At 64.8% G+C, this 22,653-nt stretch carries 24 protein-coding genes; 4 read left to right on the forward strand and 20 right to left on the reverse strand.

All coding sequences use genetic code 11. From position 1 onward, the window contains the following. Window positions 1-102: 102 nt before the first annotated feature. The 18 genes from AB0B25_RS07990 to AB0B25_RS08075 all read right to left on the reverse strand — a co-directional run bounded on the left by AB0B25_RS07990 (window position 103) and on the right by AB0B25_RS08075 (window position 17,222). The gene (locus tag AB0B25_RS07990; RefSeq protein WP_357176266.1) at window positions 103-1,071 is read right to left on the reverse strand and encodes a hypothetical protein; all 969 of its coding nucleotides are present in this window, start codon (window positions 1,069-1,071) and stop codon (window positions 103-105) included. 32 nt (window positions 1,072-1,103) lie between these two features. Next, on the reverse strand, window positions 1,104-1,643 hold the full coding sequence (locus tag AB0B25_RS07995; protein ID WP_357176268.1) for a hypothetical protein: 540 nt from the start codon (window positions 1,641-1,643) through the stop codon (window positions 1,104-1,106). Then, window positions 1,640-2,095 carry a hypothetical protein gene (locus AB0B25_RS08000; RefSeq protein WP_357176270.1) on the reverse strand — a complete coding sequence of 152 codons (456 nt, stop codon included), beginning with the start codon at window positions 2,093-2,095 and terminating at the stop codon, window positions 1,640-1,642. The genes AB0B25_RS07995 and AB0B25_RS08000 overlap by 4 nt, the downstream gene beginning before the upstream one ends. A gap of 144 nt (window positions 2,096-2,239) precedes the next feature. Then, window positions 2,240-3,199 carry a C40 family peptidase gene (locus AB0B25_RS08005; RefSeq protein ID WP_357176272.1) on the reverse strand — a complete coding sequence of 320 codons (960 nt, stop codon included), beginning with the start codon at window positions 3,197-3,199 and terminating at the stop codon, window positions 2,240-2,242. 192 nt (window positions 3,200-3,391) lie between these two features. After that, the gene (locus AB0B25_RS08010) at window positions 3,392-5,035 is read right to left on the reverse strand and encodes a hypothetical protein (protein WP_357176274.1); all 1,644 of its coding nucleotides are present in this window, start codon (window positions 5,033-5,035) and stop codon (window positions 3,392-3,394) included. Window positions 5,036-5,094: 59 nt separating this feature from the next. Next, a complete protein-coding gene (locus tag AB0B25_RS08015; protein ID WP_357176275.1) occupies window positions 5,095-6,567 on the reverse strand; it encodes an SCO6880 family protein in 1,473 nt (490 codons plus the stop codon). Next, on the reverse strand, window positions 6,564-7,976 hold the full coding sequence (locus AB0B25_RS08020) for a hypothetical protein (protein ID WP_357176277.1): 1,413 nt from the start codon (window positions 7,974-7,976) through the stop codon (window positions 6,564-6,566). Before AB0B25_RS08020 ends, AB0B25_RS08015 begins: the two co-directional genes overlap by 4 nt. Next, entirely contained in the window at window positions 7,973-8,770 is a 798-nt protein-coding gene (locus tag AB0B25_RS08025; protein ID WP_357176279.1) for a hypothetical protein, read from the reverse strand. The genes AB0B25_RS08020 and AB0B25_RS08025 overlap by 4 nt, the downstream gene beginning before the upstream one ends. 16 nt (window positions 8,771-8,786) lie before the next feature. Next, window positions 8,787-9,419 (reverse strand): hypothetical protein, encoded by a 633-nt coding sequence (locus tag AB0B25_RS08030; protein ID WP_357176281.1) that lies wholly within the window; start codon window positions 9,417-9,419, stop codon window positions 8,787-8,789. Window positions 9,420-9,439: 20 nt separating this feature from the next. Continuing rightward, entirely contained in the window at window positions 9,440-9,631 is a 192-nt protein-coding gene (locus AB0B25_RS08035; RefSeq protein WP_357176283.1) for a hypothetical protein, read from the reverse strand. Between the two features lie 35 nt (window positions 9,632-9,666). Next, the gene (locus tag AB0B25_RS08040) at window positions 9,667-10,668 is read right to left on the reverse strand and encodes an alpha/beta hydrolase (protein ID WP_357176285.1); all 1,002 of its coding nucleotides are present in this window, start codon (window positions 10,666-10,668) and stop codon (window positions 9,667-9,669) included. 3 nt (window positions 10,669-10,671) lie between these two features. Then, window positions 10,672-10,968, reverse strand: coding sequence for a hypothetical protein (locus AB0B25_RS08045; RefSeq protein WP_357176286.1), 297 nt, complete (start codon window positions 10,966-10,968; stop codon window positions 10,672-10,674). Further along, entirely contained in the window at window positions 10,965-11,615 is a 651-nt protein-coding gene (locus AB0B25_RS08050; RefSeq protein WP_357176288.1) for a hypothetical protein, read from the reverse strand. Before AB0B25_RS08050 ends, AB0B25_RS08045 begins: the two co-directional genes overlap by 4 nt. A 3-nt stretch (window positions 11,616-11,618) precedes the next feature. Continuing rightward, entirely contained in the window at window positions 11,619-12,317 is a 699-nt protein-coding gene (locus AB0B25_RS08055; protein ID WP_357176290.1) for a hypothetical protein, read from the reverse strand. Between the two features lie 122 nt (window positions 12,318-12,439). Further along, window positions 12,440-13,900 carry a cutinase family protein gene (locus AB0B25_RS08060; protein WP_357176292.1) on the reverse strand — a complete coding sequence of 487 codons (1,461 nt, stop codon included), beginning with the start codon at window positions 13,898-13,900 and terminating at the stop codon, window positions 12,440-12,442. 114 nt (window positions 13,901-14,014) lie between these two features. Further along, a complete protein-coding gene (locus AB0B25_RS08065) occupies window positions 14,015-15,157 on the reverse strand; it encodes a lipase family protein (protein ID WP_357176294.1) in 1,143 nt (380 codons plus the stop codon). Then, window positions 15,151-16,392, reverse strand: a complete 1,242-nt coding sequence (locus tag AB0B25_RS08070; protein ID WP_357176296.1) for a cutinase family protein — start codon at window positions 16,390-16,392, stop codon at window positions 15,151-15,153. Before AB0B25_RS08070 ends, AB0B25_RS08065 begins: the two co-directional genes overlap by 7 nt. Further along, on the reverse strand, window positions 16,389-17,222 hold the full coding sequence (locus AB0B25_RS08075; protein WP_357176298.1) for a hypothetical protein: 834 nt from the start codon (window positions 17,220-17,222) through the stop codon (window positions 16,389-16,391). The genes AB0B25_RS08070 and AB0B25_RS08075 overlap by 4 nt, the downstream gene beginning before the upstream one ends. Before the next feature lie 1,067 nt (window positions 17,223-18,289). Here AB0B25_RS08075 and AB0B25_RS08080 point away from each other — a divergent pair. From AB0B25_RS08080 to AB0B25_RS08095, 4 genes are read left to right on the forward strand one after another with little or no spacing between them, the layout of a single operon-like run. Further along, on the forward strand, window positions 18,290-18,412 hold the full coding sequence (locus AB0B25_RS08080) for a hypothetical protein (RefSeq protein ID WP_357176300.1): 123 nt from the start codon (window positions 18,290-18,292) through the stop codon (window positions 18,410-18,412). A 17-nt stretch (window positions 18,413-18,429) separates the two neighbouring features. Then, window positions 18,430-18,786, forward strand: coding sequence for a hypothetical protein (locus AB0B25_RS08085; protein WP_357176302.1), 357 nt, complete (start codon window positions 18,430-18,432; stop codon window positions 18,784-18,786). Then, window positions 18,771-19,943 carry an MAB_1171c family putative transporter gene (locus AB0B25_RS08090; protein WP_357176435.1) on the forward strand — a complete coding sequence of 391 codons (1,173 nt, stop codon included), beginning with the start codon at window positions 18,771-18,773 and terminating at the stop codon, window positions 19,941-19,943. The genes AB0B25_RS08085 and AB0B25_RS08090 overlap by 16 nt, the downstream gene beginning before the upstream one ends. Next, a complete protein-coding gene (locus AB0B25_RS08095) occupies window positions 19,940-21,343 on the forward strand; it encodes a cytochrome P450 (RefSeq protein ID WP_357176304.1) in 1,404 nt (467 codons plus the stop codon). The genes AB0B25_RS08090 and AB0B25_RS08095 overlap by 4 nt, the downstream gene beginning before the upstream one ends. On the opposite strand, the gene AB0B25_RS08100 is transcribed toward AB0B25_RS08095, so the two are convergent. Both AB0B25_RS08100 and AB0B25_RS08105 read right to left on the reverse strand, forming a co-directional pair. After that, complete coding sequence (locus AB0B25_RS08100; RefSeq protein WP_357176305.1) at window positions 21,300-21,740, reverse strand: hypothetical protein; 441 nt, start codon at window positions 21,738-21,740, stop codon at window positions 21,300-21,302. The genes AB0B25_RS08095 and AB0B25_RS08100 overlap by 44 nt on opposite strands. Then, complete coding sequence (locus tag AB0B25_RS08105) at window positions 21,737-22,372, reverse strand: XRE family transcriptional regulator (RefSeq protein ID WP_357176307.1); 636 nt, start codon at window positions 22,370-22,372, stop codon at window positions 21,737-21,739. The genes AB0B25_RS08100 and AB0B25_RS08105 overlap by 4 nt, the downstream gene beginning before the upstream one ends. Window positions 22,373-22,653: the final 281 nt, after the last annotated feature.

A 22,653-nucleotide genomic window follows, 5' to 3' on the forward strand; every position in this document is an offset into this window, starting at 1 on the left:
TCTAGACGGGTTTGAGCATGCGCACGTTTAACAGGGGCGGTACGTCCAACTCACCCGCCCCAGCTGGGGGGTGTCGCGGCACTGGCGCCCTGGTTTCGCTGGTCAGGGCTCGACCTCCAGATCCGGCGCCAGGGGAACGTGAAGCAGCGGTGCGTCGGCATCCAGGCCGAAATCCGCAGCCTCGAAAAGGCTTTCGCTGGTGACTCCGGTGGCGTCGATCGTCTCGCCGATCAATACCCTTTCGTCGGGGTCGTCGTCCGCCTCGCCTGACAGATCAGCGAACTCGTAGGTGAGGTGAGTAACGAAACTGAGCTCCTCGGTGAGACCGACGATGTCCTCGATCGCCACCAATGCGCTGGCCTGCTTCGCCATCCCCGCGTCGAGGTCATCCAGGTCGCCGAAGCCATCGACAGGGGTGGCGTCAATAGCATCGGTGAAGTCTCGGCCGGAGTCTTCGGCGAAACGCTCGGCGTAGTCATCGGCTGCGGCGGCGTGCTGCTCACACAAGCCCTCCGCCCCCTTCGCCGCGGCGAACGCGGCTACCGATGCCATCGCTTCGCCGGATCCGCCATGCGCGCTCAGGGTGTCACTGAAACCCGCTGCACGGCGGCGGATTTCAATCAGCAATTCTTTGAGTTCGACGTCGAATTCATGCAGCGCAGCAGCTCTGGCCTCCCGGTTCGTGTAACCGTCGATCTGTAACTTGTGGACTTCGATCTTGTGTTTTCGCTCGAGCTTTCCTGCCTCGTCTCGGCGGGCCAGGTCGGCATCAGCACGTTCCATCTGCCGGTTCTTCTGCTGCTGCTCCAGCTCGTGCAGTTCACCGCCGCGCTCGATCCGGGCACGAACTTCGTCGACTTTGGCAGCGTTGAGTTCCCGCGCGTGGCCCGCTGAATCCACAGCGTCGATCACGCGGAGTCTGTGCTCGATGAAGGAGCGCTGCTCTTTGCCTGTCGCATGACGCATCCGCTGCTCGGACTCCGCCTTGGACCGCGCTTCCCCGCCGCGCCCCCGCATCAGGGCTGCGGTGGTGTGCGAGGTCTGCAACGCCTGAACGAACCCGTTGCGCATCGCCTGACTGGACTCTTCGACAGGATCACCACTCACGACAGCACCTCCATTCCAGACAACAACCACGCCGAGGCGGCGTTTGCGCGGGTTGCGCGGGTGTACACCGCCCAGCTGATCGGGGGTTGGTCGCTGGGCTCGAGTTCGATGGCCAGAACGCGGCTGGCAGCGGTTGCGGTATCGGCGGGATGGTCGTCGCTGGTCACACGAGCGGCCGCGGTGATCGTGGTGACGTTGGTGCGCCACTGCTGCCACTGCGTGGCGCTCACCGGAGCCCACACCAGGGCCGCGTACTCGGCGTGCTCGGCGAATCGTGAATCCATCAACGGACGCGCGGCCCGGAATGACCCACGCTGATCGGCGCTGTCACTCGGCCGATAACTGAACACCGCGGACACCGCCACTGTCAGCACTGCTTCGACAGAACATGAGTCCACCTCGCCGAAAGACGGCACAAAACTCGTCGCCCGGCAGTGCTGTTCAGCGCTGGCCGTTGGAGACGGCGTATTCGTGGCACATCCTGAAGTCACGGCGGCGAGAGCGATCATGGTGGTGAGGAATGTCGTTCTGGTCATGCAGAATCCTGATGGTGGTGCAGCAGGTCGCCGAGGTCGGTTGCGTACCAGTCGATGGCGTCGCGACGGTTGCATTGCTCGGCACCCGGGCTGTGCATCGGGTCGATGGCGACATCCAGCACCGGCGCGGCGAAGGTTTTGACGTCGATGCCACGGCTCCTGGCCAGGGTCAGGTACAAGGTGGCCCATTCGGCACCGCACCCGGCCCGGACTTGCCTGGCTGACCAGATCGGATATCGCGTCGAGGTTTCCCCACTCGCCGAACCGCTGTCGAAGACGGTCTCTTCGGGGAGCAGGTTCTGCCAGATGACTGGTCCGCCCGCACGGCAGACGATGAAGGTGACCATGGTGTCTGCTGACCACAGCTTCAAGAGGGCCCCGAGAGCCGCCATCGCCGACAGCCGCCGGTACACGGTGTGGCCGTGCGCCCTTGGCTTGCCGCAGACCTTCATAGCCGATCCCGGCTTCGATCAGTGTGCTTAGATATTCCGCTGTGGTGGACGCGTCAGTGAACCTTTGCACCTCGGCTACGCGGATGCACACGACCATCTCGGGCGTGACGCCGGAAGGCGGGGCTGCAACGGTGGGTGTGATTCTCATATGCGGCTGCCTGCCATGCTGATGTCCGGGATTGGGATATTGGGGCTGGTGTAGCGGCGGACATCCATGCGTTCGCCGTCCCAGGCGCTCAGCGGAGTGATGGTGATGGTCTGGCCGGTTTGCGGTGCATGCAGCAGCAGGTCGCGGCCCTGGGAGTCGCGACCGGAATAGATGCCGACGTGATGCGAATCCGTGTCGCCCGGCGCGGTGAAGAAGATCAGATCCCCAGGTGCCCGCTCGGCGAACGGCACCATTTGCGCGCTGGGGTGGTCTTGTTGGGCTTGGGTGTAGTGCGGCAACCGGATCCGCCCGCCGGACGCGTGATAGACGGCGTAGAGGGTCAACCCGCTGCAGTCGAATCCGCCGCCGGTCGGGCCGCTGGTGTCGCCGCCGCCCCACACGTACGGGGTGCCGATCCAGCGGCCGGCCTGCTCGATCACCGCGCGTCCGAACCCACTCTCTTCCGCCGGCAACGGCGTCCCGGACTCGAGCGGCCCACACCCGGCCGCCGGTGACCCAGCCGACGTGCGGTGCATCGAGGCGACGTCGATGTCGGCGAACAATGCGTACAGTCGCTGCGCCAACTCCAGTTGTGCCCCATAGGCGTTCGGCAACGAGCGCTCGATGGCTTGAGCGAGCTCGGCCGGCGACATCTGTTGCGCTGCACCACTGAGCTGTTCGGCGTGATCGTAGAACCAGTTGATCTGGTAGATCGGGTCCATCAAGGTGGCGATGCCGACGGATCCCCAGACGCTGGCGCGCATCTGATGCGGGCCAAGCGAGTCGTGGTCGTAGCCGAGTCCATCGTTGATGTAGTTCAGCGATTGGGGCACCGCCGGGTTGGCCAGGTTCCTGAAGGTCGATTCGGTGGCTTGGGCAGCCAGTTCGGCGATGATCACTGACTGACGCATCCGGCGTTGTTTGCCGATCGCGACCCCATTGCGTGCCAGCTGCAACTGCCGCTCCGACAACCCCGCCACCGATTGATCGGTCGGGCCACGCACCCCGGTCACACTGCCTGCTGAGAGCGAGCTCGTGCAGGTCAGCGTCGGCTCGGCACCGACGATTACCAGCAACAGCAAGATCAGCGCCACCGGAAGACCGAGTGCCGTCGCCACCACAACCCGCGAGGAAGTGCCCATTGGTCATCACCTGCTCGCTTTCCCTGCTGCAGGCAGGTTGTCGAAACGCCGGTTGGTGTTGTGGACATCTGCGGCGCGCTCGGTCGGCGTGAACACCAGCCGGAACGGGATGCCGGGTTCGTTGGCTTCGCCGGTCTTGAGGAGAAAGCACCCTGTGCCGGGAGGGGTTTCGCGGCGGGAAGGGTCGAGGTCGTCGTCGCTGGGTGGTCGTGGCGCCGCCCAGGAGGTCACGAGGAGTTTCTCGGTGTCGGTGACACCCACCGCAGCACGAATGCGGTTGATCTCCTCTGGGCCGACCGGTCCGATCAGCTTTGCGCGAGCCCGTTCGAAGAACCCGAGGGCTTTGGCTTGAGCGGCAGGTGAGTCGAAACTGGCAAGGTCCTTAATGGTGTGGCTGCACATGATCAGCCCAGTACCCAACGTGCGATTCAATCGGGTCAAGGCGTCGACGCGGTCGACCATGAACTCCCCCACGCCGAGTACACGCCAGATTTCGTCCATGACGACCTCAAATGTGCGCGGCGGCGCGAGCCCGGCGTCGGCGAGTGCGTGGGCGGCGGCGACCGCGCCGAACCCCTCGCTCCAACAAACCATGAGGACAGCAGCCAACAGTTTGGTATCGCCTTCGGGGATACGGGAGACGTCCACGCATACCGCAGGACTGACGAGGTCGAGACGGGTGGTGGTCGGTCCGTTGAAAATCGCGCCGAACGGGCCTTCGACCAGGGCGCGCAGGGAGCGGCGCAGGGTTTTGGTGCTGGCTCGATAGCTGGCCTCGTCTTCCTCGGCAAACTGGCGCAGTTGTTCGCCGCCGCCGGAAATGACCTCCAGCAGGTTCGACAGCAGCGGCGGATGTTCATAGCTGAATCCGCCTGAGGGGCTGGAGAGTTCGCGCAGCCCGGCGGCGAGGAGGACTTCTTCGTAGTCGGCCACCCGCGACCCACGCACCAACTCGATCAGACCGGCGACGATGTTGACCTGCCCGGCTTCGACACGGGCGGTGACCTGACGTCGCTGATCGCGGTCGGTGAGCCGTTCGACGACCGCCCCGAGGGCGCCGACGTCGAGGGGGTTGATGGTGCCGTGTCCGTAGCCGACATCGACTACCTGACCACCGAGCCTGATCACCAAGTCGCGGTAGTCGGGTTTGGTGTCGCCCATGCACAGCACTGTTTCCCCCGACGCTACCGCGCCGGTGACCATCCGCCGGATCAGGCTGGATTTGCCGAACCCATTGAGTGCCAATACGAACGCGATCGGGGCGGTGATGAAACCACGCAGAAACCACGACATCGGATCGAAATGCACTGGTGCGCCTGTGATGTAGTGCGTGCCGACCGGCGTCCCGACCGTGGGAGCGCTGGCACCGACGGTGAACGGCCACAAGCCGGCTACCTGCACGGTGGTCGCCCGCCACTCAGGCGTGCTGGGCACCACCGTGGCGCGGCCGCCGCCGAACTCGCGATATCCCCGGTCGGTCAGTTGCAGCATCGGTCGGTCGAAGCCATCGTGGCTGCCGTCCTCGGCACGCTGCGCGGCGCTGGCCAGGCGATGATTATCGCTCGATATCGCCAGCCGTGCCCGCCACCCCCTCAAACCGGGCTTGGCGGCGTTCGCCTCCTCAGCGGCTCGCCCCTCTGCCGTCAGCACTCGCACACCTGCAACCGTTTCGGTGCGTGCGGACTGAGAAGGTTTGGCGAGCCGGGTGTTCATGCCGAGACCCGCTTCGAGATGGAGGTGTGTTCGGGCAGGATCAATCCGATCCCGAGGCTGGCGGCGAACGCAGCAGCTTGGGTGCCATAGCAGCGGCGCACCCCCAGCCGCGACGCGGCAGCCATGCCCTTGACTGACGCCTCAATCCCTGGCAGGTCCCCATCGAAGTGATCGGTGACCGTGATCAGCGCCCCGAACCGTGTAAGCCCCGCGCCGCGGGCTTGTTCTTCGCGGGCGGCTTGGGTATTGCCGATGCGGATACGTGCTGAGGCGGTGGCGATGCCGCGTTCGGTTTGCTCGGCGGCGATGGCGTCGCGAAAGTCGGAGTCGACCAGGGTGGTCGCCTCGGCCGCCGAGTGCAGCCGGTACACGATCGCCACGCGCTTGCGTGGCACGTCCGCGCGGGGTCGCAATAGCTCCTCGAGCACGGTCTCCATGACTGCGCCGCGCGGAGCGGCGTCCATCTCCCAGGTGATCGAGCGGGCGCCGTCGTGCACGTAGTGATCCCACCGGTCCTGATGCGCGATGGGGCCGACTGAGTCCCACGACTGGGTGTCGGTTATGTCCGAGTCCGCGGCTTCGACGTCGCGTTGGGATGCCAGGTCGTAGCGGCTGCGTACCAGGCCGAGGATTTCCCACGCTTGCAACGGCGTTGCCGGTAGACCGGCGCGGGCAAGCTGGGAGAGGACTCCTTGGAGACGTTGCCCGATCTCGCGAGCCTGCTCGGCCTCATCGCGGCGGATTCGGCCTTTGCCGATAGCACGGTAGGTGATGGCGATGCGCGCCTCGATCCGCACGCCAACCCCGCCGATATCGGCGGCGGCTTCCCGCATCACCGCCTGGGCATAAGTCGGGGCGTCGGGCCGAACCAGCCGGGCGACCTCACCGGCTTGCTTGAGGTGCGTTTCGACGACGTTGTCGAGCACCGCGGTCACCGCGACGACTTCCCCACCACGGCTCTGGGCCGCTAGGAACTCGCCGTATCCCTCTACCCAGGAGTCGATCTGGGCTTGGTCAACGAGTTCCTTGCCACGTGGAACCACCCGCAACACTGCGGTGTAGTGATCGCCGCGGCGGATATGGATCATGGCGAACCGTTTCCCGCCCGCCGTCTCGTACTCTGACAGCCGCGAGTCCGCCAAAAGACCGGGCAATTTGGCAATGCCGGGGATCCTGGAGAACCGGCCGGCGCGGTAGACGTGCTCCCCGCGGGCGCGGGCGGCGGCGAACTGGACGCGCAGCAGGGCGATTTCCCAGCCTGTGCGGCCGTTACGTGTGATCGCCAGCGGCGTGAACACCAGCGCAGCAGCCGCGACCAGGCTCGTGGCGACCGATATCGATCGGGTGGTCATGAATCCGACCATCACGGCGACGATCAGACAAAGCCCGAGCATCGACACGCCCCAGGTCAAACCGAAGAAGCCAGCGGAACGGGGGCGTTCCCAGCGGCCATACATCCGAGCAGTCATCGCCGAACCTCCCCAGGACCCAACGCATCCGGATCCAACCCACCTGCGGTCGCATCCTCGGTGTGGCTTTCGAACGCTGAAATACCCTGCTGTGCAAGACCTGTGGCTATCTGCGCGCCCATCGCGACTGAACCCCCGCCGCCAGCAGCGCCGGCTGCCTCACCACCGCCGTCCGCGCCAGCCGCACTAGAGGACTTCGGCGCTCCACCGCCAGTCGCGGCATCACCTGATCCAGCGCCGCCGGTCACCGGACTACCGACCACTGCTGTCCCGGTGCCGCTATCCCCGCCACCGCGCATCAGACGGCCGCCGCCGACACTGGGCGATCCGCCAGGCGTTGGTGGTGATCCGCCGCCGGGGTCATTCTCGCCTTCGCTGAACTTGCGTCCTCCCGAACGATCGCCCATCGCCGCCATCGCCACACCTGCCGCACCACCGGCCAGCACGGCCGCACCACCGCCGCCGCCACCTAGGGTCGCTACGGCGGGTGCGACCAACCTGATCAGCGCGGGCAGAACCACCACGCTCATCACCAACAGGATCAGTCCCAACAGGACCAGCTGCGGATCTCGTTGTTCGTCCCGCCCGATCACGGTGAACGCCATTGCGTAGACGAGCGCGCCAACCGGTTTGAATAGCACAAACGCCAGTGACCAGCTCAACAGCCTTTTGTATCCCTGCGAACCCGGCCCGGTTCCCGAGGCTGCTGCGGCCAACGGGATCACTGCCACGACCAGGATCAGCAAGGCGTGACGGACGACCAGCATCACCAGTTGGATCAAGGTGCTGATCAGACCGAGCAGACAAACCAGCAAGAGCAACCCGGTCCCCAGCCCGGATCGAGTGTCCGCGTCGAACCCGATCAGACGGTCTACTACGCCGTCCAAGTCGCCACGGCTGGCGTCGAAAAGAACCCAGTTGGCGAAACTATCCCCGGCACGTGTTCCAGCGGCGATCACCACAGCGAAGGCCATTGACGCGAACACCGCCCGTGCCAGCATCAAAAAGCTCTCTTGTGCCTCGCCCGCGACCCCGCCCCTTTTGGCCAGTGCCAACCGCGCCGCGGCGAACATGATCCCGGTCGTCAGAAACAGCACTTGGAGCCCGCCGCTGTATTCGCGAATCGACGACAGCGCTTCGCCCGGCTCGCCTCCCGCGCCCGTCAGTTGTGGTGAGGGAATCGTGGTCCACCAGGTCATGGCAATCCGTAGAGCGTTGGTCAGACCTTCGAGAAGGGTGTCAGCGAAGTCATCGAGTGCAGAGCTTGCCGCCCTGGTTGCGGCCTGACCGAGTTGTTCACATGCCTGTTGGGGTCCCAGCGGCATATCGCAAACATTCGGGATGGGCAGCTGTGCCACCCACATCCTCGTGGCGGCGACCAGATGATCAGCGAGGGCAGTTTCGTTCATGACGCGGCCTTCCATGATCCGAACCCCGCCAAGTAGGAGGCGGAAGTGCCTGGGCCCCAGAATGTTTCGAAATCGCTTGGGACTCGGACGTGCCAGTCTCCGTCGATCCACGTCATCGGCCAGGTTGAAATCGTGTAGCCGATGTCGTCGTGGGTGGCGAACTGCACCAAGGCGAGGTCGTCGCGGTAGTTGGGCTGAATCCGGACGCCGTCAGGGACCACGATGTAGCGAGCGGCGTCGCGGGTGCGCATACGGGAGCGGGCGAATCGATCGAGTAGCGCCTGGCCGCCGCCGTAGTAGCGTTCACGTACCGCCTTCTGCCACACGCCGTCGGGCGCGGCCATCGCACGGGCGAGCGCGTCGGACGCGGCGAGGGCCGCGCCTTGCGGAGTGCGGGCGAATCCGCTTGCTATTCCATCGTGAATGCGGGATGGTCCGTCGCTGCCCGAAATCGGTAGTGCAGCGCCGCCCCAACCACGCTGCCACTGCATACGCGCGGGTGGGGTCGCCAAGTAGTCCGGACGGGCAGGGTCAGGCCGAGTGCCGGCGTCTTGGGCAAGAACGACACCGGATTCTTCGGACGGCACTTCCAGTCGGTTGCCGAACAGGTCGGTCATCGGTGGTAGCGGGGTCGGCGTCAGGTCGGGGAACGAGTGCTCGGTCGGCTGAGGGGTTCCGCCGGTATCGACCGGGAGGTCGCGAGGACCGTTGTCGGTGATGGTCAGCACGAATGTGGCGATCACAACGGCGGTGATGATTGCGAGCAGAATGATCAGCAGGCGATAGGATTTCATGATCGGATGGGTCTCCTCAACGCGGTGTGAGCGCGACCAACTCGGCCGGGGGCACTGAGACAGTGGTGACTGGGGCGGTGGTCGGGTTGTCGGGCAGATGCAGGCGCCAGTCGTCGCCATGCCAGAGGACGTGGGTGCTGTTGCAGGTGATGGAGTCATCGGAGTGGATGGTGTAGATGTCGACGTCGGTGGCGTCGAGGCTGTAGCGGGGAATCACGTAACCGAGGACTTTCGGCGCGGCGCTGGTGATCGGGGCAGTGATCGAAATTCGGACGCGGGCGGTGGCCCAGCTGTCACGGCCCGGTCCCGGCGCGAGCATGCGCTGTCCCACCGTGGGCCATTGGTTGTCGGTGGCGATCGACATCCGCACCGTCGCGTGGATCGCGGCAAAGGCGGCACCTGCCGGTGACCGGTCGAAGCCGCTGGCCACCGGTCCCTCGGTGCGGCGTGGGCCTTGGTCAGCGACCGGGAGGTCTACACCTTGGAAGGACTGCCACCGCAATCCGATAGGCGCGGTGGCGGTGGCGCTAACCTGCGCCGATTCGCTGGTGTTGGCTACGCCGCAGCCGAGCAGGCCAGCCGCAGCAATCGGACCGCTGAATGCGAGCACAGCCACCGAGCTGATGCGACGTACACAAGAGACGTTCACGTAGGTCTCCTCAACAAGGTTCAGGTGGGCAGAACGGCGATAGCAATGGAGCTGGCCGATCCGAGCAGGGCTGCGCCCGCGAGCACGCCGAGAAGTCCTTCGACGCTTTCTTCGCGGTACATTCGGATCGCCAGCAGCCCGCCGATCCACACCGCGCGGGCAATGCACAGGAGCAGAACGAACCACGCCAGGTAGCCCAGCAACTGGGTCAACGGCGAAAGAACCTCCGCAGGAAGCATTTTGGGATTCACAGCGGTCCGCCGTCCCGCTGTTGGGTGTGGTATGCGACCTCGAGTGCAGCCAGAATCGGCTCGGATGCCTTGGCAGGCTCTACATACGGCAGGGAATGCCCGGCGGCAGGGACGCTGTCGTAGTCACCCCAGATGCGTTCGGCCAGATGGTGGGATCTGCTCGGCGCAACGACTGGGTCGAGTTGACCGGTCATCACCCAGGTCGGGATGCTGCGCATGACGGTCGCCGTCTCGCCGTTGAGAGCAGCGCCACAATATGCGGCAAGGGCAGCCAGGGCTGTGGGGAGGTTGTCTCTCCGCACCCTGCGCCGGACGGTGTCGAACAGGCTTCGGCGCGGCAATCCGTAGTGGGATGGCGACTCGTAGAGGTAGGTGCTGAGACCCTCGACGAGCTGACGCTCGCAGACACGCGATCGTCTCCCAGCGGTGCGGGCATCGGAGCTTGGAAGCCAGGGGAATTCGGAGCAGCCGTTGAACAGAACGATGCCCGTCAAAGCTCGGGCACGGCATGGGTACTGTTGGACCCATGCCCCCACCAGCAGCGATGCTACCGAATGCGCCACCAAGACGACCGCGCCGTGGGTGTGCGCCAAGACCACGTCGAGATCAGCGACCAGCATCGGTAACGTAGTTCGGACCCCTGGCTGTGAATGCTCGGAACTGCCGTGCCCGCGCTGGTCGTAGACGATCTGGGCGATACCACCGTCCAGATGTTGGTGTAGGTGTTCGGTCAACGGCGTCCAGTAGGTGGAGTCGGTGAGCATGCCGTGGACATAGACCACGCTCGCCGGCGGCGACGTAGGGCCGAGGCGTGCAGCCGATATCCGGATCCCGTCCGAGGCGACGACGGTGAACGGGCTCAGGCCAGAGTGGCTGGTCGTGCACCTGCCGAGCGGAGCAATCCGTGCAGACGGGAATCCACTCTGCGCGGTCCAGGCATCAGGACTGCCGGTCAGTGTGACTGCGGAAATTTGAGGGTGAATTCGGAGGCGGCGCATGGACTATACGCCTCCAGTGACAACGGCGTTCATGATCGCTCCAGCGCTGGTGGCGATGATGCCGCCCACCAGCGCGCCGAGGATGATCTTTGGTGATTCGACCGCGCCGCCATGGAATCGCTCCCACCCGAACTTGCCGCCGGCGTAGATCAGAGCCGCGATCCCGGCGAGCATGACGATCCAGGACAAGTAGTTGACGAGATTGATCAGTTTGTCCGCACCCGGCGGTGAGATCGGGGTGATCATTATTTCCTGGGCGAGCACGGTAACCGCCTCGCCGACCACGTAAGCGGTGATCATGGCGTTTGCTCCGAATCATGTTGTGCCGCAGCACTGCTGTAAGAGTCTGCGAGGCGGGCGATGATCTGAGTTCCAGCACGATGGACGTCTGCGGGAACCGCCTCACATAGCCGAGATCGGCGGCGTGGGGCAGGGTCGAACGGCACATATTCGGCGAGTTCGGCGAGTTCACAGACGACAAGTTCGTCGTGCCAGCCGATGTCGTAGATGTGGTCGACCAACTCGGCGACAACAGCGCGATACCGCCGCACCATCGCGGGAACCCTCCCCGGGCGCGACTCCGTCAGCACCAGCCCTATCACCGTCACGCCGTCGGGTGCCAGTCCTGCGTGCCATTCGCGTAGCCGATCGGCGGCCGCCGCCAGGCCGGACATACAGAGCCGGGCGGCGACGATCACCTGTTGGGTGGTGAGGGGTGAGCCTGGCCAGGCCAGACCGCTGTCAGCTGCCGGGGCCCACCAGCGCGCCAGTGTCGAGGTACCGGCGCCGCCATGCGCACCGAGCACGGCGAACAGCGGGGGATGCGCTCCCGTGGTCGGCAACGGCGTCTCCCACACCTGCGCCAACCGTTCCGGCGGGGGAACGGCAACAGTGCCCGGGTCGAGGCGGTGTTCTAGGTCTTGGTGCGAGTGCAGCGGTGCGGCCATCGCTCAGCCCTGCTTCTGGATGTTGGTGATGACGGTATTGCTGGGGTCTTGGCGGATGTTGATCAACTGCAGGTAGTCGATGCGCAGTCCGTCGGGGTGCCGCTCGACCAGGTGCACCTCAGCGGCGCCCTCGGCGATCGGGGTGATCCCGACACAGTGCGTGGTGCCGGTCGGGATGGAGGCAATGCCCGCTGACACGGCCTCGGAGGAGAGACCTGCCTCGGGGGCAACCAACTGCATCGCGGCCTCAGAACTGCGCTGCACGTAGTAGGCGTGCTCGAACGCCGCGATTACACCGGCCATGCTGTGCGTGTCGCCTGCGGCGTAGGTGACGGTATGTCCGGACAGCCCCGCACACGCGCCGCCCGATGGTGGTGTTGGAGGGCCCGCGGTCAGGGTCGGGATCGGCATGGCGGTGTCTGGGCGGTCGGTAGCCGAGTTGATTCCCGCGCCTATGAGCACGGCGGCCACCACGAGTCCGGCAGTAAGCCCGACCCATACGCGCCGAGGCACCTGCGAGCGTCCCGATCTTGTGGTGGACGGGGGTGGTTGCGGTGTGATCCACTGCCATCCGATACCGCCGTCGAGGTCCGCATCGTCGGTTACAGGCGGGACAGGTTGCAGGGCAACGGGTTGTGCTGGATGTAGCCAGCCTGAGCCGTGCTCACTGTTGATGTCGGGTTCGGCTCCTACATACGCCATATTGTGTTCTCACCTCCTCGGTGTAGTCGCGGAAAGTGCAGGCCCTTCGGGCGGGAGCGCCAGGGGAGAATCAGCAGACAGGTGTGGGTACATCTGCGGAATCGGGCTCCGCCCGAAGGGGTCTAGGGACCGTCGCTCGACGACGGGGCCGTCGGCGCGGCAGGGCCGCTGCGGGACCTCGCGGTGGGTACTGCAGTCGACGAACTCGTGACGGAAGATGTTGGGGCCAAGGATGGCCCGTTGGTAGCGAGGTCGCGGGCGAGCGCGGTGAACCAGTCGGCTACAGCGGAGAGGGCTGAGCGTCCAGTCGGTGTAGCGGGCACAGTGCGGTAGGAACCGTGGCGGCCGGAGGTGTCGCTGTACTGAGCAGAGCTGGCCAAGGTGTAGAGCTCGCTGCGGTTGGTGATGGTGCTCGTGATGGCGTCGAAGGCTTGGTTGATCCATCGGCTGGTTGTCTGCGGCGGCACCAGCTCGACGACAGCGGTCGCTAGCTTGGTGCCCAAAGTCGCGACCGCCGCCCACGGGTTGGCCATACCGACGGTCGCCAGTTCGGCAATCGTGGTCGGGGTGAACACCTTCTGCACAACCGATACCACCGCGTTCAAGCCGATGGTGCCGAGTTTGAACAGCGCCGCGAGAGCATCGTTCGGGCCGGGAAGGGCGGATTTCGGGTCGGAGGCTTCAGCCAAGCGCTGCCCGAGTGGTTTGGAAGGCTGATAGGACAGCTGATCGAGGCTGGTGCCGGTCAGGTCCCCGTTGACCACGTTCACCGCGGTGGTGTAGACCGTCGCCGACAAGGCTTGGGCAATCGTTGACACCGCCGCGATCGGGTCACGCAGATCTGAGCGGCCGGCGATATTGGCGGCAATGGTCGCCAGAGAACTCCCAGCCGGGGCATCACAGATCGCATCGCCCGCGACGCAAAGGTCAGCGACTCTGCCGGTCAATGCCCCGAAGCCGCTCGACGGCAGCGAGGTAACGGCGATCCCAGCCCCGGACAACATCGGGTTGAGCAGCGAGATCATGGCGACCTTCTCCCCCGAACTACCGGGTGCAGCCGACGGAGTCGTGCTGTTGGGGCGGCCGGGCAGCACTGTGGTGTCGACCCCACGGTTCGGGTTGGCCAGCAACGCGATTCCGGCGACTTGATCGGCGCCGATTCGTGCGTTCCCGGCTCCAACCCGATCAGCGAACCGCGAGACCGCCGATGCGCCGTGGGCGTATCCGGCCGCGGCGATTTTCGTGTTCGGGCATCGAAGTACAACCTCGGTGGCCATCTGTTCCAGGCGCTCGGTGGCGGCGACAATCGCGACGTCATATGGCAGTTTCGTCCCGTCAGGTGCGCGGCCGTAGGGGACGTAGGCGCGCTGCACGAGATCCCCTGCTGCGGCGGCCAAGGCGCCGAACATTTGCCCGAGTGCACCGGAGTCGCTGGTGATCATGGCGTCAGAGGTGGCTTCCTCGCTGCCCTGCACCCCCAGCACATACAGGCTCGGGCACTTCGCGCCGAGCGGGACGTCGACGTCTGCGTGCACGGTGCTGACACCTGACATCGACACAATGACCAACGCCAGCACCGTCACAGTGACGCGCCTAGACGTCCGAGTCCGGGCGGTGTTGGGATACATCGGATTCACCTCGATTTGGTTCGGGGCCTGCCCGCACCACGTCGGGGGTTCGTGGTGCAGGCAGGCGATTCAGGTGGTCTCAGGACTTTGTGGTGTCCATCTGGCGGCGACACCGGGTCGGCGCAGCAGGTAGCTGGCCAGCCGGGCGACAGCTTCGGCGGCACCGTCGGCCACGGCACCGTTATGGCTGGTCGAGTATTCGCGCCAGCTCGCATCGATTCCGAGCGACCGGTATCCGGCGAACAACCCGCGTCCCATCGCCACCGGCACGAGGGCGTCTTCGGTGCCGTGATAGAGGTGTATTGGCACCTGCGGGGCTACGCGACCGCAGGTCTCGTTGGCCAGGATGTACCGCCAGAGGGGGTCGTTCCACGGGTCGGACCGCTCGCACCAGCATCCCAGCGGCTGGTCGCGGTAGGTGACCAGCAGCGCCGCCGCGTCGAGTTCTTGGGCTTGCTCGGCAGTGCGGTGGCCGTCGGCGGTGAGGATGTGGCCGACCGGCAAATGCGCATAGGCGCGGTTCAGTCCGATCAGCCCGGCCAACGCCAGTCCTGACCATGGCCCGCCATCGATCTCAGTTATCAATGCACCCGGGTCGGCGACGACAGCCCCCGCGGCGACCCCCCGCAGATCCAGATCTGGGGCATACTGCGGCTGTTGTTCGGCGGCCCAGACCGCGGCGCGTCCGCCATCGGCATAACCCCATACCGCGCATGGCGCCTGTGGCGAGTCCAGTTCCGGCAGCGCGCGCACTGCGCGAGCGAGGTCGAGCACCGCGTGCGCGGCAGCACGGCCGGCCAGGAACTGGTGCGGTCCCAACCCTGTCATGCCCAGGCCGTGCCCGTCGGGCACGGCCACCGTCCACCCGTGTTCCAGAGCGGTGGCGATTAACCCGATTTCCGGTTCGGTCCCCTCCCCCGCTAGCAGTTGCGACGGAGCACAGCGACCGCCGAGGCCGTGAAATGCAGTGCAGTAAACCAGGATAGGACTCGGTCCGGCGAATTCCGTCGTGTGCGGAGTGATCACGATTCCGGAGGCCGGGATGGGGGCGCTAAACGCAGTCCGGCTGGCGTAGGCGAGCTGCCATGCAGGGCCGCTATGTAGACGCGGGGCGGAGACGGCACGGCAGCGCAGGATATCCCCCGGACGCGGGGTGAAGTCGAGCGCGGGGCTTCTGTAGAAGTGATCAAGGGCTGCGGGATCGGTCACCATCGGCTCCCGGCGATGTCGTGCGCGAGTGCGACCATCCAGGCGATGCCGGAGTTGAGCTGGCCGGTGATGGCGTAGTTGTTGTGGCGAGCAACGGTGTCCGCGTAGTGCAGCCAGATCGCGGGATCGAGTAGGTCGGCGTTGTCGGCAACCAGCTGCCCCCACGCTGCACCCAGTTGTCCAGCAAGTTTGGGCAGCAGCTCAATCGGGTTCGCGATGACGGTGGTGGTGATCTCGTTCCACCGCGCTGCCGCCGCACCGATCTCCTCGGAGCCTGGGACGGGGATGCGAGGGTCGGCCGCGTCGATCAACCGACCCGCCAAACCCAGCTGCGGGGCATAGTCGACCTTGCCGGCGCTGACCTGGAAGTCATTGAGCACCAGCGTTGTCCAGGCATTGCCGAGGGCGGCGGAAAGTAGGGCGTTGAGTGATCCGATCGCGACCAGGGGATCACGTAGGTCGGCTTGGGCGGCGATCTCCGCACCGACCCGTAGCAGCGCGGCCCGCGTCGGTGCCGAACAGGCCAGATCCCCGTCAGCACATATGTCGGCAACCCGGCCCGTCAGCACCCCATAGCTGGTCCCGCCGTCAGCGATGCCCCCGCCATCGGCAGGAAGGTTGCCGATTCGCACGGCCGACACTGCAATCCCACCAGTGCCTGGCGCAGGGTCTGGGACCGTCTGGCCCGGCCGGCCGGGGAAGATCGGTGAGCCGACTGCACGGTCCGGGTCGGCGTACAGCGCGATTCCGGCGATACGCTCCGACCCAACCGGACCGGAGCCTGCACCCACATCGTGTGCAAACGACGACATCACCTGCGCACCTTGGGAATACCCAATGCCCGCGATCATGGTTGCGGGGCAGGTGTCGGCAATCTCGGTGACCGCGGCGTCAAGCCGGTGGCGGGCGGCGGCCACGGACACCACATACGGATCCGTGCCACCACCTGGAACCGCACCGCCGAAACCAGCGCCATAAGGGATGTAACTACGCTGCACAATGTTGGGGGCTGCGGACAGAACCGGAGCGACCAGCGCGCCGACGACGCCGGTATCGGCCAGTGGATCAGCGCTCGGTGACGACTGGCCAGTGCCCTGAATACCCAACACATAGAGCGCGGGGCAACCCGGCCCGATCGGCACCGTCTCCGCACTACCGATTCCCGCTGTTCCGCCGACTACTACGGTCGAGACCGCGACGGCGGCCGCGACGGTGCGCGCCTTGGTCGAGGAGGTCATGGCTGGCCCACCCCCACGCCAGCGCCGAATCCTGCACCGACCGCGCCACCGGCAACCGCGCCGGCAACCGCCGCCGGGACACCGAGAAGAGCCGCACCCGCCGCGGCTCCCACGGTGGCGCCGATTGCGGTTCCGGCAACGCCAGAGGTGACCGTGCCGATCACGGGTACGGGTACGACCGTGCCCAGAACGGCACCCACGATCCCGCCGATCGTTCCGCCGATCAGTCCACCGACCACTGCTCCGGCCACCGCGACCGGAGCACCCGCGACCGCCGCGCCCGCCGCCCCACCGATACCTGCGCCAGCCAACGTGGCTCCGCTGACACGGTCGGATCGACCTGCGGGGATGCCGATCGAGTCCAGTGCAGTGGCGACTTGGGCTTCACCGCCGGCGGCGACGTCGTTGATCGCATCCGCGCATTCCGGGGGTAGCCACTCCGGTCGCGGGGCCTGCCACTGCCCGATGCGAATCATGTTTTCCGGGACCTCGATCGGTGCGACCGACGGCACTGGTTCGGGCAGATGCAGCTCTTCGAGGTGGATCGGCTCCACCGGCAACTCCGGAGGCGGCGCCGGACGCGACGACGCCTCGTTGCGGATCTTTCGCGGCTGCTCGTAGTACACCGCCTCTGATGCAGGAGAAGTTCCGAGTTCTGGGGACGGTTGTGGCGCGGTCGTGCCGGGCTGGGCGGGACTGGTGATGCCGGGCTGATCAGCGACCATTTCGGGGGAGGCGGCATCGGCCGCTCCAGCTGCGGCGATCACCATTGCCACCGGGACCGCCCCTGCCAGTAGCACGCGGCTGCCGCGTCCGATGGCAGGAATCAAGCAGATTCTCCAATTTGCGGTCTTGTGGCGCTGCTTTTCGGAACCAAAGGCACCGATCGGGCAGATGTCAGCCCTTCTCGATTTGGGCATACCGAATAAACCTTTCGGCCTGAAGGAAGAAATGGAGATAGCGAATGGGGACGGCTACCGAGCCGGGCCGAGAGTCTCCCAGAAGCGGGGTTACTCCTGGGAGAACGCCTCTCAGGGCGACTGCGTCAGATGAAGGGCAGGATGAGGGTCAGGGCCTGCGCGGCCACAGACAGGCCGTGAGACAGTATCGACAGACCGGTATTCACCCAACCCAGAATCACAAAGGGGTCCAACGCTTCTTCCTTTCAATAGTTTTGGACTTGCTCCCCCATCCAAACTGCGAAACATGCAGGAAAGCCAGAGTTTCGACTCATCTAGTTTTATGTACATACAGAATCGTGAGATTGCCAATTCCCGGCTGAACAGGGAGTTTGTTGGCGGGCTAACGAAAAAATATTCACAGGATGCCCTTGCCGGAAGCCGTTGCTCTACAGTCACTTCCATGTGTCACCCGGCCACACGCGCCCGACCGGCGGCCAGCTACCTGCGTGCAATCGCTGACAAGATCGACTTTGCCGTCTCGCGCCCGCTCCAGTAAGAACGGATCAGCCGGGCTGGCGGTCCCCTGGCCCGCTGGACCAGGCCCATGGACAGCTCGGGCGATCTCCGGTCGACGGGGCTCGAAGTGTCGGTGTCTTGGACTGCGCCTGAAGTTCTATGCGGCGACATGCGGTTTTGGATCCGTCGCAGAGGGCGTCGCGTGAGGGTGTGGGTTCGATCTGAGACGCAGCTTCTTCGCGGGCAGAATCCCCACGAGCCTTCAAGGGAACCGAATCGCCCGCCGCGACGTCCAACTCTGTAGGCGCCTACCTAAGTGGCGATAAATTTCGGCGAAACACTAAATGACACTGGAGGAATCATGCCACCCGTGCAAGGTGATCAACCGCGACGCGACTCGGTGCCCTCGGCGTCCTCGACTGAGTTACGTCGTGGCTCTGCTCAGACTTCGAGGTTTGCCGCGAGGTGATGGAGTGTGGATGACTCGACCCGACGAGTATTCGACGCACGAGCCGAAATTGCGCACCTGGTTCCGTCGCCCTGGAACCGGGAGAGGTTTCTGGCCGCGCTGGGAGCATGGCGAGGTCGTCGGCTTCAGCTGATAGCGGTGGAATCCAGTGTGCTGCCTGATGTGCGGGATCTCGGGCGAGGTGCCCCCTGCGGATTGTGGCTCGACACCGACGACGGGGATGTGGTGGCGTACGCCGCCGGCACCACCGATTTCCATGTTGATCAGATCCTGTGGCACGAGGTTGGTCACATGGTGCTCAACCACAACGCAAGCGCCGGAGACCTCGCTGGCTTACGTCTGCTGTTGCCAGGAATCGACCCCGCTACGATCCGGCGGGTGCTGGGGCGGGGCGAGTTCGCAGACAGCCAGGAGGATGATGCGGAGGTGTTCGCCGATCTGATGCTGTCAAGCACGTCGCGGTGGCGGGCGAGCGCACCGATGACGTCACTGTGGGGCGAGCATTGACCTCATCGGCACCAGCGCCAGTCGCTTGGACGGTCCTCGCATTCAGTCTGGTGACGTTGATGTTTCGACTGCTGTGGTTTTCGTTTGGTGCAAGACCGAGTGAACGTCTGATCACTTACGGCCTACTGTTCGGAACGGCGTCGGGGTTGCTGCGTGAGCATGTGGTGCAGGACTGGTTCGCGCAGGAGGGCGTGTTCGACGTCGCGTTCACCCGGCAGTTGTCAGCGGCAGTCATGGTGGTTATGTTCGCGCCGTTGCTGCTGCTGGTGGCCTCATGGTCGGAGCGCACGTGGGCGTATGCTGCCCGTTCGAGCCGCCTGGTGTGGGCCACCGTCTGCGTGTCGGCTGCGCTGATGCTGGTTGTTGGGACTCACTCGCGGGCGTTGGGTGATTACATCGATCGAGCTGAGGGCTGGCAGACCCCGCTGTACTTCGTGATTTTCTCCACCTGGTGCGGCGTGCCCGGCATACTGATGGTGACGACGAGTGTCAAGGAGCTGCGAGCCGGTGATCTTCGGCCGATGCACCGGCTGACTTACCTGATGATCGTGATCGTCGGCGCCTGCGCGGTGGAAGAAGCGCTGTTGATCGTTGTCTCCTCAATGTGCGCGGCGACCGGCACCGGGAGTGCTTACGTCGAATTCCGCATCCGGGCAAACGAAAACAACTACACCTACATACTTGGAGGCGGTGCCCTCGTCGCTGCGGCCGGCGTGGCGACCGAGTTCATGCGGCGGCTTCGGCTCGATCCCGCCTCGCGGGCAATTCGGCACCTGACTCCGATGTGGGAAGAGTTGGTCTCGGCATGTCCAGAAATCCCGCGCCCGACAAGGCAAGACGAAAACATGAACCCTCGGCGGTACGTGCACCGGATGACCGTCGAGATCAGAGATGCGCTTCTGGTGCTCGGGCGCTACGTCGGGCCAGGCGCCGATAACGCTACTGGGCCAGCCGGTGAGTCGCTTCAGATCGCACGGGCTCTGCACCGCAAGCAATCCGGTGCTCAGGCCGGGCAGTACCGTCGGCTGCAAGCATCGGCGCCGGGCAGCGACATCGTCGATGAGACCCGCGCCTTGCGCAAAATCGCCTCCCACTGGGAGGAGTCACGGAGCCACGTGCAAGCCACCCCGCTATTGGATGGAGACCCAGCAAAGTGACAACAACACCGGCCCTACCGCGGATTCGATCCAGTGATCGGGTGCTTCCGCATCCGCCGTACCGGATCCCGTTCCTCGGCGATGTATGGGATCTGCACGTGACGGATTCAAGCCAGTGGGGTATGCGTGGTGCGCAGCGCTATGGCGATATCTACGAGCGGAATATCTTCGGTACACGGGTAACCTATGTGTGCGATCCGGAGCTGCTGCGCGAGATCAACGATGACACGCAGTGGGCCAAATTTCTCGGCGTCCCGATCGGCACACTACGGACGGTGGCTCGCGACGGGCTGTTCACCGCATTCAACAGTGAACCGAACTGGGCCAAGGCACACGCGATCTTGGCACCCTCGTTCACTGCGACAGCGATGCGCAGCTACCACGCCACCATGCAGGATTGCGCGAACGAGCTGATCAAACACTGGGCAGGCCGCAGCGATACGTGGCTCGACATCCCCCACGACATGAACAAGGTTGCACTCGAGGTCATCGGGCGCTGCGGCTTCGGATATTCCTTCGGTTCGTTCGATCGCACAGACCCCCATCCGATTGTGGCCGCAATACTGCGAATTCTCACCTACGTCAACCGCTCCGCCTACAGCCATCCGCTTCTGGAGCGGACGCTTCACCGGGAACAGCGGATTCAGCATCTGGGCGACATCGACTACGTCAACCGCGAGGTTGACTCAGTGATCGAGCAGCGGCAACGAGAAAGCGCCGGCGAGCACAGCGACCTGCTGGACCGGATGCTCATCGCAGCCGACCCTGAGACCGGTCAGCGACTGGACCCGGAGAACATCCGCTATCAGATTCTCACTTTCTTGGCGGCAGGCCAGGAGACCTCGGCGGGGGTCCTGGCCTTCGCCCTGCATTACTTGTCGATTCATCCGGAGATCGCCAACCGCGCACGCAAGGAGATCGATCAGATTTGGATCGGTGACGAGCTGGCGTTCGAGCAAGTCGCCAAACTGCGCTACGTGCGCCGAATAGTCGACGAGACCCTGAGGTTGTGGCCCACCGCGCCGGGTTATTTCCGCAAGGCCCGCCGGGACACACTATTGGGCGGCAAGTACCCGTTCCAGCGCGGCGAGTGGGTGTTCATCGTGCTGTTGCAGTTGCACCGCCATCAGCTGTGGGGCGATGACCCGCAGAACTTCGACCCCGACCGGTTCCTACCCGAACGGGTGCGTGCCCGCCACCCGGAGTTGTACAGGCCGTTCGGGGTAGGGATGCGTGCCTGCATCGGCCGCCAGTTCGCCTACCACGAGATCGTGCTCATGCTGGCTACGATTCTGCGCAACTACGACCTCACACCTGACGCCGCCTATAGGCTGAAAATCAAGGAAACGATTACCCTCAAGCCGGATCGGTTGCGCCTGAGGGTATCTCAACGCAGCTAACCTCGATCTCGTGCCATTGGCACATACCTAGCGACTCGGTCAGCGCTCTTCGGTCGGAGGTGCCCGGGCTACCGCGCAGGCGGACCCGACGCACTCCGGCCTCACGCAAGGCTCGCAGCAGTTCCAGCTGGACGTACGCGTCGACCACTCGTTGAACGTCCCCGGAATCGGTCAGATACCACGATTCCTGGTTGAAATGCTGGGCCACCGAGGTGAGCACATCCGGTGACGGCACGGGGCCAGCACCGGCACGCAACGCGGTCAGGTCGTCGGCTGACACCGCGATACCTCGATCACGCAGCGCCGCGGCAACGAACTCGACGGTGGGTTCGCCTTCGTCGGGGCTGTGCAGTGCACGGAATAGCACATCGACACGTTCGGCCAGCGACAGATTCATGTATCCCCCTCTGCCAAACGAGTCTCGAACCGCTGTCTCATCGACTTATCGAGGTCGAGATGTAAGCCAGCCAGCCACCGTCGGTACAACGCTTCCTCCTCGTCATCACCCTGGTCGATTACACGATCCAGAAACGGGCCCAGAACCGCCACCAGCGGACCCAACGCCCCACCTTGTCGGCGGTTGGCCTCGAGCAGTTGGGTGACGTAGCGGGCGTACAGCGGCTGAATCGCAGCGTCGAGTCGCCCGGACGCCGCCCGCATGGCCGGAGAGGCCGATTCGGCGAGATCGCCGATTTCATGCGCGACGGAAATCAGCTGAGTAACGACTGGGCCCTCGACAAACACCCCGCGAGGACCGATGGCGATCCCCGATCTGCCCGCCACCGGTCTGGGCTTGCCGCTGTTGTAGTAGACGTCCTCCGCCGATCCAGGCTCCCAGTCCAACCCAATGTTGAGCTTCCGCAGTGTTTTCGGCTTCACAGTCCGAGCCTCAGAACGCTCGATCGCGAGCAGGGTCGGCTCGGTCGGACCGCCGTGCAGGTACACCTGCCTCCGCGATCGAGATGGTGTGAACTCCGCCATGCGCGCGAGCACCGCATCGGCCAACCGCCTCGCACACGCGTCATCCATCGAGCCACCTCCCGAGGTAGGAGCGTACACAGACACCGGCGCCATAGGAATACAAAATTATGCGCAGACTATCAACACGGTTAGCGGCATAGCATCCGAATGCTGCCTCCTACAAAGCTATTTAGCGCGCAGCGGCTTCGGACAGCTGTTGACTCCGTCTCAATTTGCGTATAATTTTCGTATAGTTGCGACCGGGTAGAGCATCGCCGGACGTTCGTTGGCGGGAGTCTTACCGGCGAGAAGGGGGCCAGGACAGTGATCAATGGGAGGGACATGGTTTC

Source organism: Nocardia sp. NPDC049190 (assembly GCF_040648115.1).
Taxonomy (GTDB): Bacteria; Actinomycetota; Actinomycetes; order Mycobacteriales; family Mycobacteriaceae; genus Nocardia.